Here is a 14,490-nt window from a genome sequence, read left to right as displayed (position 1 = left end):
TGGGGAGGAGACACCGAATGCGCGGAATCTGCCGGAGGATCGCTGCGACGGGCCTGCTCGCCCTCGCTCTGACCGGCGCCGGAACCGGAGTGGCGGCGGCCTCGCCCGCCGTCTGGCTGGTGCCCGGCGTCGACGCCGGGCCGCTGCTGGGCCCGGCGATCGGGCTGCCGACCCAGCTGCTCGCCCCGGTCGACGGCCTGTTGACCGCACTGGAACCCCGTTGAGGGAGGAGATCCCATGATGAAGTCCGCTCTGCGCCGCACCACCGCGGGCGCGGCCCTCGCCGGGCTGGCCCTGCTCGGCCTGGGCACACCGGCCCTCGCCGACGCCCCGCCGCCCGCGGTGGTCGACGAACCCGACACCAGCCAGCTGAACAACCTGTGGACGTTCGCGCCGCTGGGCGTGCCCGTCTTCGGCCTCGTGCAGTCGGTGGTCGAAGCGCCCCAGAAGGTGCTGCCGTCCGAGTGATCGCGGGCGTGGCGCCGGTCCGCCGGCGTCACGCCTCCTCCGCGAGCAGCCGCCGCAGGCGGGTGTCGACGGCGGTGCGCTCCGGCGACCCCGCGGGCAGCGCCTCGCGGAGTTCCTCCAGCACCTCCGGGTCCTCCCGGCCGACGTCGGTGTTCGCGAAGCGCCACAGCCGCTCGGGGTCGGCTTCCCGGAGCAGCACCGCGCGCAGCGCGGCGAGCAGTTCCTCGCGTTCGGCGCGGATCGCGGGCGACTCCGAACGCGGCAGCAGCGCACGCGCGTGGTCCAGGACCGCGTCCGGGTCGCCGCGCCGCACGGCGGCGCGCAGCGCGTCCACGTCGCTGTCCACTTCGGCCGCGATGCGGTAGGGCCGGGTCCGGACTACGGACTCGCCCAGCACGTGCCGGATGCGGTGGATCTCCACCCGGACCGTCGTCGGGTTGCCGTGTTCGCCGTGCAGCAGCAGCGCGAGCCGGTCGGCCGTCAGGCCGCGCGGATGCATCGCGAGCAGCGCCAGGATCTCCGCGTGGCGCAGGCTGATCTCCCGCTCCACACCGTTGACCGCCGCCGTCGGCCGCTCGTCGAGCAGGCGCAGCCGCAACCGGGGTGCGCGCCGGGGCGCGCCGGACCGCAGGCGCAGCAGGTAGCCGTCCGGCAGCGGTTCGGCGTCGGCGAGCCGCCCGTCGGCCAACCGCGCCACGCCGTCGTCGACCGCGACCCGCTGGTCGGGGATGCCACCGGCCACGACCCGACCGGTCGGGGTGACCAGTGCTCCGGGCCCGCCGAGCCGGGCGAGGTGGTGGCCGTTGCGTTCCCGGAGCGCCTCGTCGCGCCGGTCCATGCGCCGGCGCAGCTCGCTTTCCACCAGCTGTGCGCTGGTGGTGACCAGCGCCATCAGCGCGGGGTGCATGGTGCGCAGCGGCCCGCTGAGGTCGATCGAACCGAGCAACCGCCCGGTGTCGGGATCGCGCACCGGGCACGCCGCGCACGTCCACGCGTGGTAGGTGCGCACGAGGTGTTCGGCGGAGTGGATGCGCACCGGTGCGCCGGTGGCGAGCGTGGTTCCCATCGCGTTGGTGCCGATGGCGTGCTCGGCCCACTGGGTGCCCTCGGCGAGCAGCACCCGATCGGCGTCCCGGCACACCCCTGGATCCCCCTGCCGCCACAGGATGGTGCCCTCGGCGTCCGTGACGATCACGATCTGGCTCGACGCGTCCGCCGCCTCCAGCAGGGACCGGCTCACCAGCGGCACCCACACCGCCAACGGGTGCGCCTCCCGGACGTCGCCGATCCGGTCGGTGTCGAACACCAGCGGGGGCAGGCGGCGCTCCGGGTCGACGCGGGCGCGCAGCGAGCGGCGCCAGGACTCGGCCACCACCGGGCGCGGTTCGCGCGGCGCGCGACCACCGGAGAGCACGGCGGCGTGCACGCGCTCCAGTTCTCGGGCCTGTTCGAGCGGATCGGCCGGGATGTCGTGTTCCATGTCGGTGAACGCCGCATTGTCCGCATCTGACGAATCACCCGGATGTCTGGCGACACCGGTCGGGCCATCTTGGAGCGACGCCGGGCCGATCGGCAAGTACCGCTGCTCCGCCCGGGGCACCTCGACGCAACGTCGTTGCAACGTCGCGACACCTAACCTCCCGCCACACCAGTGACCCACGTCACCAAGTAGGAGGCTCGTGATGACTCGGTACGCGGCTCCGGGAACGTCCGGCTCGGTCGTGGAGTACCGCTCCCGGTACGACCACTTCATCGGTGGCGAATACGTGCCCCCGGCCAAGGGCGAGTACTTCGCCAACCCCACCCCGGTCACCGGGCAGGTGTTCACCGAGGTCGCCCGCGGCACCGCCGACGACGTCGAACGCGCGCTGGACGCCGCCGAGGGCGCCGCCGCGGCGTGGGGCCGCACCCCGGCCGCCGACCGCGCCGCGGTGCTGCTGCGCATCGCCGACCGGATGGAGGCCAACCTGGAGAAGCTGGCGGTCGCCGAGACGTGGGAGAACGGCAAGCCGGTCCGCGAGGCGCTGGCCGCCGACATCCCGCTGGCCATCGACCACTTCCGCTACTTCGCGGGTGCGCTGCGCGCCCAGGAGGGCACGATCTCGCAGATCGACGAGCAGACCGTGGCCTACCACTTCCACGAACCGCTCGGCGTGGTCGGCCAGATCATCCCGTGGAACTTCCCGCTGCTGATGGCCACCTGGAAGCTGGCCCCCGCGCTGGCGGCGGGCAACGCGGTGGTGCTCAAGCCCGCCGAGCAGACCCCCGCCTCGATCCACGTGCTGCTCGACCTCATCGCCGACCTGCTGCCCGCGGGCGTGGTCAACGTCGTCAACGGGTTCGGCGCCGAGGCGGGGCGGCCGCTGGCCTCCAACCCGCGGGTGCGCAAGGTCGCCTTCACCGGGGAGACCACCACCGGCCGGCTCATCCTGCAGTACGCCAGCGAGAACATCATCCCGGTCACCCTCGAACTCGGCGGCAAGAGCCCGAACATCTTCTTCGCCGACGTCGCCGCCGAGCGCGACGCCTTCTACGACAAGGCGTTGGAGGGCTTCACCATGTTCGCCCTCAACCAGGGCGAGGTGTGCACATGCCCGTCGCGGGCGCTGGTGCACTCCGGCATCTACCAGGACTTCCTGGCCGAGGGCGTCGCGCGGGTGGAACGGCTGCGGCAGGGCGACCCGCTGGACACCGACACCCAGGTCGGCGCGCAGGCCAGCAACGACCAGCTGGAGAAAATCCTGTCCTACATCGACATCGGCCAGCAGGAGGGCGCCAAGGTGCTCACCGGCGGCCACCGCGTCGAGCTGGAGGGCGACCTGGCCGGGGGCTACTACGTGGCGCCGACCGTGTTCGAGGGCCACAACAAGCTGCGGATCTTCCAGGAGGAGATCTTCGGCCCGGTGCTCTCGGTCGCCCGCTTCGACGACTACGACGACGCCATCAAGACCGCCAACGACACCCTCTACGGCCTGGGCGCCGGGGTGTGGTCCCGGGACGGCGCCACCGCGTACCGCGCCGGGCGGGACATCCAGGCGGGCCGCGTGTGGGTGAACAACTACCACTCCTACCCCGCCCACGCGGCCTTCGGCGGCTACAAGCAGTCCGGCATCGGCCGCGAGACGCACAAGATGATGCTCGACCACTACCAGCAGACCAAGAACATGCTCGTCAGCTACTCCGACCAGGCGATGGGGCTGTTCTGATGCCGGTCGACCTCACCCCGGAGGCGGCGGCGCAGCTGCGCCGCCTCCGGGAGCGGCACGGTCCGCTTATGTTCCACCAGTCCGGCGGGTGCTGCGACGGCAGCTCGCCGATGTGCTATCCCGCCGGGGAGTTCCGCACCGGCGCCGCCGACGTCCACCTCGGCGACCTGGTCGTCGACGGCGTCGCCGAACCGGTCCCGGTGTGGATGTCGCGGTCGCAGTACGAGTACTGGAAGCACACCCACCTGACGATCGACCTGGTGCCGGGGCGCGGCAGCGGGTTCTCCCTGGAGGCGCCGGACGGCGTGCGCTTCCTGATCCGCTCCCGGCTGCTCACCGACGAGGAGTGGGCCGCCCTGCAGGGGTGACGAGCAGGTCGGCGACCACCGGGCGGTGGTCCGACGCCGTGGTGGGCACGACGTGCGCGTCCAGCGCGCGCAGCCCCGGCGACGCCGCGACGAGGTCGATGCGGCCGGTCGGGCGGTCGGCCGGGTAGGTGCCGCCGCCCGGGTCGACGTCGCGCAGGGATTCCCACAGCGGCGCCAGTTCGCGGGCACCCGGTTCGGCGTTGAAGTCGCCGAGCAGCACCACGGGCCCGCGCGCCCGGCCGGTGATGGCGAGCATGTCCCGGACCTGGGCGGCGCGCACGGCCGGGTCCGGCCGGAAGTCCAGGTGCGTGCAGAAGACGTGCACCCGCGCGCCGCGCACCTGGACCGCCACCTCGCCGAACCCCGGCATCCGCACCGGTCGTGCGTCCGGACCCTGCGTGGGCAGGCGGCTGATCTCGTGGTTCGCCGCGTCGACGATCGGGTGGCGGCTGAGCAGCGCCACCCCGAACCGGCGTCGCGGCGCGCCGGGACCCGCCCCGGGCTGGTCGTAGATCGGTGCGAAGAACACGCGCACGCCCAGTCGTGCGGCGAGTTCCCGGGCCTCGTCGGTGAACCGGCTGCGTTCGCCCCAGTGCACGTCGACTTCCTGCAGCCCGACGACGTCGGCGTCCAACGACCGGATCGCCCCCGCGGTCCGGTCCAGGTCGAACCGGTCGTCCAACCCGGCACCGGCGTGGATGTTGTAGGTCGCCACCCGCAGCGGAACTCCGGCGTCCGCCTCCGCCGGCACGACGCCGCCCGCCACGGCGGCGAGCAGCACGGCGAGCACCGCTCGGAACGCACGCATCTTGCCTCCCCTCGACGTCCCGCCGGGAACCCTAGTGCCCGCGGGCGCGGGCGCACGTCGTGCCGGGAGAACTCGACGTGAGCATCCGGTGTCGGGGCGGCGACGGCGCGGCCGCCCGGCAACCGCCGTCCACTGCGGACACCTCGGCGTTTCGGGCGCGCGCACCGCGGTCGTCGCCCCGCACCGCCGCTCGCCGACGGCGAGGGGCGGTGCGGTCAGCTCCCCCCGGATACCGTCCGCACCGCCGCCTCCCCGAGCACTGCCCGCGACTCCTGCCGCGAGAAGGCACCGCCCGTCGTCCCCCCGGTGCCGGGCGGCCCCACCGACGCTAGGGCGGGCTCGCCGCCGGGGGAAGCACGAACTTCTTGTCACCCCACAAAGTTCGTTGATGTCCCCAGGTCAGGGCGCCTTGCCCAGCGGGCACCGCCGGAGAGGTGTGCCGCACGACACCGGGGACGAGGCGGATCAGCCGGTGGGGAACGACTCCCGGGCCAGCGCGGCTCCGCCCGCCGCCGGGTCGAGGAAGCCGTAGGTCCCGCGGGTCCGCAGTTCCTCGGCGACGTCGGCCATCGCCTGGTAGGCGGCGAACGCGAACGCGCCGCCGACCGAGATCCGCCGCACGCCGAGCGCGGCGAGTTCGGGCACCGGCGGCACCTCCGGGAGCGCCAGCACGTTGACCGGGACGTCGACCGCCTCGACCACCGCCCGGATCTGCTCCCGGCCGCGGATTCCCGGCGCGTACACCACGTCCGCGCCGGCCTGCTGGTAGGACTGCAGCCGCGCGATCGTGTCGGCGAGGTCGGCCACGCCGCGGATGTGGTTCTCCGCTCGCGCGGTGACCACCAGGTCCTGCCCGGCGGCCGCCACTGCGGCCCGCACCCGTTCGGCGGCCAACGCGGGGTCGTAGATCTCGGAACCGCTCCAGTCCTCGACCGACACGCCCGCCAGTCCGGTGGTCAGCGCGCGCCGGACCGTCTCGGCGACGCCCTCGGGTTCGTCGGCGAAGCAGTTCTCCAGGTCGGCCGACACCGGCACGTCGACGGCCGCGGCGAGCTCCGCGCCGTGCGCCAGCACGGCATCGCGGCCGAGGGCGCCGTCGAGTCGACCGCGGGCCGCCGCGGCACCGCCGCTCGTCGTCGCCACGGCGCGGAATCCCAGGTGTTGCAGGATCCTCGCCGACCCGACGTCCCACGCGTTGGGCAACAGGAGGACTTCGGCACCGCGGTGCAGTTCCCGGAACTTCTCGGCTTGGGTCATGCCGCCAACGGTAGCCAGCACCCCCGACGACGCATGGGCGATCCAGGAGGGACGCGGTGCTTCGAAGGTGTTGTCCCGGACCGATCCGTCGGCGTGTCAGCATTGCCCCCGTCGAGGCGCCGATAGGTTCCGCCTCGACATCGTCGCCGACGCCCCGACCGGTCGCGATGCCCGGCAGGTGTTCGGCGATCACGATCAACCACCACCAACACCGCACGGCCAAACACCATGATCGATCGCACGCACAACGACGACGAACACATGTCGCTCGTGGACATCCACCCCGACCTGATCCGGATCGGGCGCACCTGGCCCTCCCTCGCCTGGACGTCCTCGCACTGGTTCCGCCCGAGCATCCCGAGCGGTCCGGTCCGTCCTCCGGCCACCGCCGGCTTCGGCGTCCTGGCACCGGCGCACGCCGAGCACCCGGCACCGCCGCTGTCGGCGTGGTTCCGCAGCGACGGGTTCACCGGGACGGCGTAGTCGGCACCCCGGACCTCGGGGACGCCCGGCGGCGGGGTGTTCCGCAACGGCCTGCCGGTCGGCACGGTGGCTCGCACCGGCCTGCGCCCCGAGATCGCGGCCTTCCTCGACGGGCTGGAGCCCGCCGAGCCCGGACTCGTGTCCGGCACGCGGTGCAGGGCCGGGGACGCCACCGCACCGCGAGTCGGGCAACACGCCGCGATCGGCCCGCGGACCGGGAGTTCAGACCACGGCGCCGTTCTGGACGACGTGGCGGATGCGGGCCGGGTCCGCGAGGACTGCGATGTCGGACAGCGGGTCGCCGTCGAGGACGACCAGGTCGGCCACCGCGCCCGGGCGCAGGGTGCCGATTTCGCCGGACATGCCGAGGAGTTCGGCGGCGGTGCTGGTCGCCGAGCGGAGGACGTCCAGCGGCTGCTGCACCTCGCCGCGGATCCGGAACTCCTCGTTCTGGTGGCGGTGCATGCCGCCGAGCAGGTCGGTGCCGTAGACGATCCGGACGCCGCCGCGGTGCGCGCGCTCCAGGGCCCGCAGGCCGGCGTCGAGCACCTCGTCGACCTTGCGCCAGCTGTTCTCCGGGAGCCCGAACTCGCGGCCCTCGGTCTTCAACGCCCAGTAGGTCACCAGGGTCGGGACCAGGAACGCGTCGTGCTCGCGGAATTCGGCCACAGTGGACTCGTCGATGAGGTTGCCGTGCTCGATCGAGCGGATGCCCGCCCGCAGGGCGCGGCTCACCGACCGCGCGGTGTAGGCGTGCGCGGCGACGTAGCGGTTGGCGGCCTCGGCCTCCTCCACCACGGCCCGCAGTTCGTCCAGCGAGTACTGGGTGGAGTCGATGCGGTCGGTCGGTGAGGCCACCCCGCCACCGGCCATCACCTTGATGTGGTGGGCGCCCTTGCGCAGCTCGTCGCGCGCGGCGGCGCGCACCGCGTCCACTCCGTCGGCGACGCGGCCGAGCCCGGCGCAGCACTGGTGGCCGTCGTGGACCCGGGTACCGCGCGGGCGGGAGTCGCCGTGCCCGCCGGTCTGGCTCAGCGCCTTGCCGCAGAACATCAGCCGCGGTCCCCGGAGGAGTCCCTCGGCCTGCGCATCGGCCAGGCCGAAGTCGGCGCCGGAGGCGTCCCGGACCGTGGTGAACCCCCGGTCGAGCATCCCGCTCATGATCCGCGCGGCGTGCGCGGTGGCGTAGGACGGCGACCACGCGGGCAGCGCACCGAGATCGGCGGTGGCGGCGGTGACGTGGACGTGCGCGTCGATCAGCCCGGGCAGCACGGTGGCACCGGCCAGTTCCACGGTCCGCGCGCCCTCCGGCACGCGCAGCCCCGGGCCGATCTCGGCGATGCGCCCGTCCGCGCACAGCAGGTCGGCGTGCGAGCGATCGCCGGTCTCCACATCGAGCAGCGTGCCGGAACGCAGCAGCAGGGCGGTCAATTCCCTCTCCTCCCGGTCGTTCTCGGATCGGTCCACGTTGGACGGTGAGATCGCGGGTCCGCCCCGGCCACCGGGTCCTCGGAGAGGTCCTCCAGCGAGCGACCCGCGGTGGCCAGCCCGAACACCAGGGTGCACACGACACCGACGGCCAGCACCGCGGTGGTCATGCCGAACACGCCCGCGAAGCCCAGCGTCGCGGCGGACGTGCCGATCACCGTCGGCGCGATGATGCTGCCGACGCGGCCGAACGCGCTGGACAACCCGGTCCCGGAGGCCCGGATCCAGGTCGGGAAGACCTCCGGGGTGTAGGAGTACACCGCTGCGTAGGTGCCGTTGAGGAAGCACGACAGCACCGCGGCCGAGGTCGTGATCAGCACCGGGTCGGTCAGCTGCGACATCCAGTACGCGCTGGCCGCGGCACCCGCCAGGTAGAGCGCGATGGTGTTCTTGCGGTCCAGGAACTCGCCGAGCCACGCCGCCGAGAAGTAGCCCGGAACCTGGGCGAGGTAGATGACGATCGAGAACTCGAAGCTCTTGGTGACCGTGATGCCCTGCTGCACCAGCAGCGTCGGGATCCAGGTGAAGAAGCCGTAGTAGGCGAACGTGATCACGAACCAGATCAGCCAGGTGATCGCGGTCCGCCGCGCCATCGGTCGGCTCCACAGGTACTTCAGCGCGGAGGGCAGGCCGATCCGGCGCGCCTCGGCGGGCTGGTGCACCGCTGTCGCGGGAACCGGTGGCAGCGGCCGCCCGGTCGCGTCCCGGACCCTGCGCTCCAGATCGACCACGACCCGCTCGGCGTCGGCCGCACGACCGCTGGCCAGCAGGTAGCGCGGTGATTCCGGCAGCGAGCGCCGCCACCACAGCAGCAGCACGATCGGCAGGGCGGTGACCACCTGCGCCCACCGCCACCCCGCCGGAACCGGCTGCACCACGAACCGGCCGAGCAACGCCGCGGCGACGAAGCCGAAGGAGAAGAACCCGGCCAGCGCACCGACGAACCAGCCGCGCCGCGCCGCGGGCACGAACTCGGACAGGAACGGCGCGATGGCGCTCTCCGCCCCCGCGCCGAACCCGGCGAACACCCGGGCGGCCAGGAAGACCTCGTAGTTCGGCGCCGCGGCACCGACGACGGAGAACACCGCGTAGACGGCCAGCGCCGACGTCATCACCCGCCGGCGACCGATCCGGTCGCCGAGCAGCCCGGCGCAGGCGGCGCCGAACAGGAAGCCGAACGGGGTGGCCGAGCCGATGACGCCGAGCTGCGCGTTGGTCAGGCCCCACTCGTCGCGCACGCTCGGCAGCAGGAAGGCCACCACCGCGGAGTCCATCCCGTCGAACGTGTAGCCGAGGCCGCCCAGCAGCAACAACAGGTAGTGCGGCCGGCTCAGCGGGAGCCGGTCCAGCCTGGCCAACAGGGTCACCGGGCACCTCCGTTCCCAGCGCCAGCGGAGTGACCGGCAACATATAGTGCAGTTGTTATCGTTCGCAATACCTGTTGCGTTCGACCGGCGAGGCAGCGGGAGGGGTCTGATGACCGAGGGCACCGCCAGGGACGTCGAGACCTGGTTGCGCGCCCGGGTGCCCGAGCGCGGCATGCGGGCCAAGGGCGCCGCGGTGCTGGAGGTGCTGGTGACCCAGCCCCGGCGGGCCTCCTACGGTTCGGCGGCCGAGACCGCCGAGCTGGCCGGGGTCAACGTCGCCACGGTGAGCCGAACCGCGCAGCTGCTCGGTTTCAGCGGGTGGTCGGAACTGCAGCAGGAGTTGCGCGCGCGCTACCTCGCCTCGCTGAGCGCGCCGGACGTCGCCGCCGCCCACCACACCGAGGGCGACCCGGGCAGCGCGTCCCTGCGCAGGGATCTCGACTCGCTGGCCGTGCTGACCCGACGACTGGACACCCAGCTGATCCGGACCGTCGCCGAGGCGATCGCGCGGGCCCGGCGCACGCTGATCGTCGCGCACGGCAGCTACGTCGCGGTCGGGTCCGCACTGGGCCACAACGCGCGGCTGGCGGGCTACGACGCGGCGGTGGTGCGCGACGACGCCGACCTGGCCAACTCGATCTCCCGCGTGGAACCGGGCGACGTGCTGGTGGCGATCAGCTTCTGGCGGCTCTACCAGAGCACCGTGACCGCCGCCGAGGAGGCGCACCACCGCGGCGCGCGGGTCTTCGTGCTCACCGACGCGGCGAGCCCGGCGCTGGCCGGCGCCGCCGAGCAGGTCGTGCTCATCCCGGCCGAAGGAGTCGGGTTCTTCCCCTCCCTGGTACCGGGACTGGCGGTCGCGCAGGCCATCGCCGCACATCTGTCCACAGTGGATCCAGAGCGGACGCGGCGCGCCGTGGAGGCGGCCGAGGCGCAGTGGTCCCGCTTCGGCCTGCTGCACCGCACACCCCGCCGGGGTTGACGCTCCGAGCCCGCGGGTGACCTCGGTCCACGCGTTGCCCGCGGAAGCGGCTGCCGCCGCTTGCCCGGATCCGTCGAGGCCAGGTCCGAAGACAGGCGCTCAGCCCGCGCGCCAGCCCAGTTCCGGACCGAGCCTGGTGGCGATGTCGGTGAGGATCTGCACGTAGTCGGCGTGCTCGAAGGTGAAGGGCAGCGCGAACGCGACCTCGTCGACCTCCCGGAACGCCGGATGCGCGTGCAGCTGTTCGGCGATCCGGGCGGAGGTGCCGAGCAGGTCCGGGGCGAACAGCAACCGCTCGGGGCCCTGCGGGGTGGCGGTGCGCGGGGTCCGCCGCCGCACGTACGCCTCGTACTTCGCGCGCTGTTCGGGCGTCGCGCTGTCGGTGGGGATGACGACCAGTCCCTGCGAGACCCGCGCCCGCTCGCCGTCGGCGTGGTGCGCGCGGAAGGCGCGGATGTGGGACCGCTGGATCGCGCCGAAGTCCTCGGATTCCTCGGCCCTGACCACGTTGCTGGTCAGCAGGTTCATGCCGTGCTCACCGGCCAGCCGGACCGAGCGCAGGCTGCCGCCGCCGTACCACAACCGGCTCGCCAGGCCGGGCGCGTGCGGCTGGACGCGGTCGGAGTACTCCTCGAACCCCTCGGTGCCGCGGAAGCCCGTGACCGGATCGCCGCGCAGGTGGCTCAGCAGTCGCCGCACGCGGTCGAAGCCGAAGTCCTCGACGTCCGCGGTGTCCGGGTAGAGCGCCCGCCTGAAGCGGTTCTTCGGAGCACCGGCGCTGACGCCGGGGTTGAGCCGACCGCCGGACAGCACGTCCACAGTGGCCAGATCTTCGGCCAGCCGCAGCGGGTTCTCCCAGCCCAGCGGGATCACCGCGGTGCCCAGTTCGATGCGCTCGGTGCGCTGCGCGGCCGCCGCCAGCACCGCGACCGGTGAGGAGATCCCGTACTGCAGGTGGCGGTGCCGCACCCAGGCGCTGTCGAAGCCCAGCCGCTCCCCCAGCTCGATGATCTCCAGCACGGACTCGTGCCCGCGGCGGGGTTCGGACTCGTCGAACAACCCGATGGTCAGGAACCCCAGTCTCCGCAACGCTTTCGACACCACACGACCTCCAGTCTCCGGCGGATGTGCTCACCCCAGCGCCCGCTCCAGGATCGCGCCGACCTGGTCGGTCTCCACCAGGAAACCGTCGTGGCCCCGCCGGGAGTCGATGACGTGCAGCGGGACGCCGAGCAGCTCGGCGAGCCGGGTCTGCTGGTGCAGCGGGTAGAGGCGATCGGAGCCGACCCCGGCGATCGTGGCCCGCGCGCGCATCCGGCCGACCGCGGCGGCCGCACCGCCCCGGCCACGCCCGATGTCGTGGGTGTTCATCGCTTCGGTGAGGGCGACGTAGCTGCCCGCGTCGAAGCGGTTCACCAGGGTGGCGGCGGTGTGCTCCAGCCACGACTCCACCGCGAAGCCCTCGACGAGCGGATCACCGCCCCGCGTGCCCGCGCGTCCGAAGCGGGTGTCGATCTCCGCTGCGCTGCGGTAGGTCAGGTGCGCGATCCGGCGCGCGACGGCCAGCCCGACCACCGGTCCGGTGGGCTGCGCGTAGTAGTCGCCGTCGTGCCAGTTCGGGTCGGCCCGGATGGCGTCGATCTGCACCCGGCAGGTGGCGACCTGGTCGGCGGAGGCTTCGGCCCCGGCGCAGAGCACGACGACGCGGTCCACGCGGTCCGGCCGGCACAGCGACCACTCCAGCGCCCGCATGCCGCCCATCGAGCCGCCCACCGCGGCGGCCCAGCTCGGCACGCCGAGCGCGTCGGCCAGGACCGCCTCGGCCGCCACCTGGTCCCGGATGGTGATGCCGGGCCACCGGCTGCCCCAGGCACGCCCGTCCGGGGCCGGTGTCGACGGTCCGGTGGATCCCTGGCACCCGCCGAGCGCGTTGGGGCAGACCACGAACCACCGGTCGGTGTCGATGGCCAGCCCCGGGCCGACGACGCCGCGCCACCACCCGGGGCTGGGATGGCCGGGGCCGGCGGCGCCGGTCGCGTGGCTGTCGCCGGACATGGCGTGCAGCACCAGAACCGCGTTGTCCCGGGCCGGGTTGAGCGCACCCCACGTCTCGTACGCCAGCCGGACCCCGGGCAGCGTGCCGCCCCGTTCCAGCGGCAGGTCGCCGACCTCGACGAACCGGCGACGGCCCACCGGGTCCCCGTCGCGCCAGGCGCCGGTCACCTCGCTGCTCGGGGCGCTCATCGCGGACGTCGGGAGCTGATCACCCCGGTGTTGAACCCGGCGAGGTGCAACCCGCCGTGGAACCGGGCGTGCTCGATCTTCAGGCAGCGGTCCATGACGACCTCCAGACCGGCGGATTCGGCCTCCGCCGCGATGTCCTCGTCGTGGAGGCCGAACTGCAGCCACAGCGCCGATGCGCCCACCCGCACCGTCTCGGCCAGCACGGTCGGCAGGTCGGCGGGTTTGCGGAAGACGTCGACCAGGTCGGGTACCACCGGCAGCGCCGCCAGCGAGGGGTAGGCGGGCCGCCCCAGGACCTCGGTGGCGTTGGGGTTGACGAAGTAGACGTCGTAGTCGGTGCTGGCCAGCAGGTACGTGGCCACGAAGTTGCTGGCCCGCGCCGGGTTCGGCGAGGCACCCAGCATCGCGACCGTCCGCGTGCGGCGCAGCAGTTCCAGCCGTTGGAGCGCCGTCGGGGCCACCCATCGCCGGCTCACCGGGCACCTCCTCGTCGGTCGGGTCGTCCCGCGGACTCCTCGGCGGCCGCGGCGAGCGCCGCGTCGAGGTCCCAGAGGATGTCGTCGACGTCCTCCAGCCCGACGCTGATCCGGACCAGGTCCGCGGGCACGCCCGCAGCGTCCAGTTGGGACTCGCTGAGCTGCTGGTGCGTCGTCGACGCGGGGTGGATCACCAGCGTGCGGACGTCGCCCACGTTGGCCAGGTGGCTGCACAACCGGACCGACTCGATGAACCGGCGGCCTGCCGCGCGCCCGCCCTTGACGCCGAAGGCGAACACCGCACCCGGTCCCCGCGGGGTGTAGCGCCGGGCCCGCTCGTGGTGCGGGTGGTCGGGCAGTCCGGCCCAGCGCACGTAGGACACCCGCGGGTCGGCGGCGAGCCACTCGGCGACGGTGCGCGCGTTGTCGACGTGCGCGGCCATCCGCAGCGGAAGCGTCTCCACCCCCTGCAACAGCTGGAACGCCGCCATCGGCGACAGGCTCGGGCCGACGTCGCGCAGCTGCTCAGCGCGCAGCTTGGTGAGGAACCCGAACTCCTGGAAGTTCCCCCACCAGGTCAGGCCGCCGTAGGACGGGATGGGCGTGGTCATGGTGGGGAACCGGCCGCCGCCCCAGTCGAACCGGCCCGCTTCGACCACCGCGCCGCCGAGCGTCGTGCCGTGACCGCCGAGGAACTTGGTCGCCGAGTGGATCACGATGTCGGCGCCGTGCTCGATCGGCCGGCACAGGTACGGGGTGGCCAGCGTGGCGTCGATGACCAGCGGCACGCCCGCCGCGTGCGCCACTTCGGCCAGCGCCGCGATGTCCGCGATGTCGCCGGAGGGGTTCGCGATGGCCTCGGCGAACACCAGCTTCGTGCGGTCGGTGATGGCCGCGGCCACCGCGTCGGGTTCGGCGCCGCGGACGAACGTGGTGTGCACCCCGAAGCGGCGCAGCGTCACGTCCAGCTGCGTGATGGTCCCGCCGTAGAGCCCGGCCGCCGCCACGATCTCGTCACCGGCACCGGCCAGGCAGGCGAAGGTCAGGAACTCGGCGGACTGGCCGCTGGCGGTGCACACCGCGCCCAGACCGCCGTCCAGGCTGGCCAGCCGCTCCTCCAGCGCCGCCACGGTCGGGTTGGACATCCGGCTGTAGACCGTGCCGTACTTCTGCAGCGCGAACAGACCGGCCGCGTCGGCGGTGTCGGTGAAGACGAAGCTCGTGGTCTGGTAGATCGGCACCGCGCGGGCACCGGTCGCGGCGTCGGGCACGGCTCCGGCGTGCAGGGCGCGGGTGCGGAAGCCCCACTGGCGGTCCATCGGTCCTCCGGAAGGTCTCGGTCG

The 14,490-nt window shown here is 73.3% G+C and carries 15 protein-coding genes; 6 read left to right on the top strand and 9 right to left on the bottom strand.

Annotation, left to right across the window (positions count from 1 at the left end; genetic code table 11):
- Positions 1–17: 17 nt before the first annotated feature.
- Entirely contained in the window at positions 18–224 is a 207-nt protein-coding gene (locus NV263_RS13395; protein ID WP_263253452.1) for a hypothetical protein, read from the top strand.
- Between the two features lie 13 nt (positions 225–237).
- Positions 238–468, top strand: a complete 231-nt coding sequence (locus NV263_RS13390; protein WP_263253450.1) for a hypothetical protein — start codon at positions 238–240, stop codon at positions 466–468.
- Positions 469–496: 28 nt separating this feature from the next.
- On the opposite strand, the gene NV263_RS13385 is transcribed toward NV263_RS13390, so the two are convergent.
- Positions 497–1,948 (bottom strand): helix-turn-helix domain-containing protein, encoded by a 1,452-nt coding sequence (locus tag NV263_RS13385; protein ID WP_263253448.1) that lies wholly within the window; start codon positions 1,946–1,948, stop codon positions 497–499.
- Positions 1,949–2,150: 202 nt separating this feature from the next.
- Between NV263_RS13385 and exaC the strand changes: the two genes are divergently transcribed.
- Both exaC and NV263_RS13375 read left to right on the top strand, forming a co-directional pair.
- Positions 2,151–3,674, top strand: a complete 1,524-nt coding sequence (gene exaC / locus NV263_RS13380) for an acetaldehyde dehydrogenase ExaC (protein ID WP_263253447.1) — start codon at positions 2,151–2,153, stop codon at positions 3,672–3,674.
- Positions 3,674–4,042: a DUF779 domain-containing protein gene (locus NV263_RS13375; protein WP_263253446.1), complete on the top strand. Its 369-nt coding sequence runs from the start codon at positions 3,674–3,676 to the stop codon at positions 4,040–4,042. The genes exaC and NV263_RS13375 overlap by 1 nt, the downstream gene beginning before the upstream one ends.
- Here NV263_RS13375 and NV263_RS13370 read toward each other — a convergent pair.
- Positions 4,008–4,850, bottom strand: coding sequence for an endonuclease/exonuclease/phosphatase family protein (locus NV263_RS13370; RefSeq protein ID WP_263253445.1), 843 nt, complete (start codon positions 4,848–4,850; stop codon positions 4,008–4,010). The genes NV263_RS13375 and NV263_RS13370 overlap by 35 nt on opposite strands.
- Positions 4,851–5,315: 465 nt before the next feature.
- Positions 5,316–6,107 carry an isocitrate lyase/PEP mutase family protein gene (locus tag NV263_RS13365; protein ID WP_263253443.1) on the bottom strand — a complete coding sequence of 264 codons (792 nt, stop codon included), beginning with the start codon at positions 6,105–6,107 and terminating at the stop codon, positions 5,316–5,318.
- A gap of 228 nt (positions 6,108–6,335) precedes the next feature.
- On the opposite strand from NV263_RS13365, the gene NV263_RS13360 reads away from it, so the two are divergent.
- Positions 6,336–6,590: a hypothetical protein gene (locus NV263_RS13360; protein ID WP_263253442.1), complete on the top strand. Its 255-nt coding sequence runs from the start codon at positions 6,336–6,338 to the stop codon at positions 6,588–6,590.
- Positions 6,591–6,812: 222 nt separating this feature from the next.
- Here the strand turns inward: NV263_RS13360 and NV263_RS13355 are convergent, their stop codons facing one another.
- Positions 6,813–8,021 carry a metal-dependent hydrolase family protein gene (locus NV263_RS13355; protein ID WP_263253440.1) on the bottom strand — a complete coding sequence of 403 codons (1,209 nt, stop codon included), beginning with the start codon at positions 8,019–8,021 and terminating at the stop codon, positions 6,813–6,815.
- Positions 8,018–9,445 (bottom strand): MFS transporter, encoded by a 1,428-nt coding sequence (locus tag NV263_RS13350; RefSeq protein WP_263253438.1) that lies wholly within the window; start codon positions 9,443–9,445, stop codon positions 8,018–8,020. The genes NV263_RS13355 and NV263_RS13350 overlap by 4 nt, the downstream gene beginning before the upstream one ends.
- Positions 9,446–9,554: 109 nt before the next feature.
- Here NV263_RS13350 and NV263_RS13345 point away from each other — a divergent pair, with 109 nt between their 5' ends.
- Positions 9,555–10,427, top strand: coding sequence for a MurR/RpiR family transcriptional regulator (locus NV263_RS13345; protein WP_263253437.1), 873 nt, complete (start codon positions 9,555–9,557; stop codon positions 10,425–10,427).
- 99 nt (positions 10,428–10,526) lie between these two features.
- On the opposite strand, the gene NV263_RS13340 is transcribed toward NV263_RS13345, so the two are convergent.
- Genes NV263_RS13340 through NV263_RS13325 form a run of 4 tightly spaced genes read right to left on the bottom strand, consistent with a single transcriptional unit; the run spans position 10,527 to position 14,466 of the window.
- On the bottom strand, positions 10,527–11,528 hold the full coding sequence (locus NV263_RS13340) for an LLM class flavin-dependent oxidoreductase (protein WP_263253436.1): 1,002 nt from the start codon (positions 11,526–11,528) through the stop codon (positions 10,527–10,529).
- A gap of 30 nt (positions 11,529–11,558) precedes the next feature.
- On the bottom strand, positions 11,559–12,671 hold the full coding sequence (gene metX, locus NV263_RS13335) for a homoserine O-acetyltransferase MetX (protein WP_263253435.1): 1,113 nt from the start codon (positions 12,669–12,671) through the stop codon (positions 11,559–11,561).
- On the bottom strand, positions 12,668–13,147 hold the full coding sequence (locus NV263_RS13330) for a CoA-binding protein (protein WP_263253434.1): 480 nt from the start codon (positions 13,145–13,147) through the stop codon (positions 12,668–12,670). The genes metX and NV263_RS13330 overlap by 4 nt, the downstream gene beginning before the upstream one ends.
- Entirely contained in the window at positions 13,144–14,466 is a 1,323-nt protein-coding gene (locus NV263_RS13325) for an O-acetylhomoserine aminocarboxypropyltransferase/cysteine synthase family protein (protein WP_263253432.1), read from the bottom strand. The genes NV263_RS13330 and NV263_RS13325 overlap by 4 nt, the downstream gene beginning before the upstream one ends.
- Between the last annotated feature and the right edge of the window lie 24 nt (positions 14,467–14,490).

Source organism: Saccharopolyspora rosea, assembly GCF_025643595.1.
GTDB classification, from domain to species: Bacteria; Actinomycetota; Actinomycetes; order Mycobacteriales; family Pseudonocardiaceae; genus Saccharopolyspora; species Saccharopolyspora rosea.
This window is presented reverse-complemented; position numbering and strand designations above follow the sequence as displayed.